Annotated in this window: 1 protein-coding gene and 1 pseudogene; one reads left to right on the top strand and one right to left on the bottom strand. The window is 56.1% G+C overall.

Annotated elements, in window-relative coordinates; translation table 11 throughout:
* Nucleotides 1-309: pseudogene (locus tag EOA60_RS36270) on the top strand (peptidase); the annotation flags it as partial.
* Between the two features lie 54 nt (nucleotides 310-363).
* Here EOA60_RS36270 and EOA60_RS38585 read toward each other — a convergent pair.
* A partial coding sequence (locus tag EOA60_RS38585) for a hypothetical protein (protein ID WP_206628464.1) occupies nucleotides 364-595 on the bottom strand: 232 nt, incomplete at its 5' end.

Below are 595 nucleotides of genomic sequence, written 5' to 3'. Positions count from 1 at the left end.
TTCGCGCTCGGCGGCATGGGCGGCGGCGATGCCAAGCTGCTGGCCGCGACCGCCGTATGGATGGGGCTCAACATCAATCTCATCGGCTACTTGGTGACCTCGACATTGATCGGCGGCCTGCTGACGGTTGCCATTCTGGCCTACCGGAAATCGCCATTTGCGGTTTACACCGGCCACAACCGTTTTCTCCGCCATTTCGCCGACGAGACCGCAGGCATTCCTTATGGCATCGCGCTTGGTCTTGGCGGGCTCCTCACCTTTCCGGATTCTTCGTTGATGGTCTGGGCGCTGGATAGGCTCACGACCTAAAGCACATCGCCATCTTCAGATGCGCTCGGTGCGCTTCGGAGTCTGGCTTTACGCCTACCAAACAGCTTGTTGCCTTCGGAAAATCAGTTTCTGTGACAAGGGTTCTCGCGGCACTTGGCCGCCTTTTTTGTTAACGGCAAGGCGGTTCAGTCCAATTTGAGTAAACGTTAAATTAATCACGATCGTAAGCATTGCATTAACCTTGTTTTGACGATTGCGGCTGCAAAGTCCGGCTTGGCGAGGTGGTTTGCCTTGAGGCGAAGGGTCCGGACGAATGCCAGCATCC

Source organism: Mesorhizobium sp. M1A.F.Ca.IN.020.06.1.1 (assembly GCF_004023265.1).
GTDB lineage: Bacteria > Pseudomonadota > Alphaproteobacteria > Rhizobiales > Rhizobiaceae > Mesorhizobium.
This window is presented reverse-complemented; position numbering and strand designations above follow the sequence as displayed.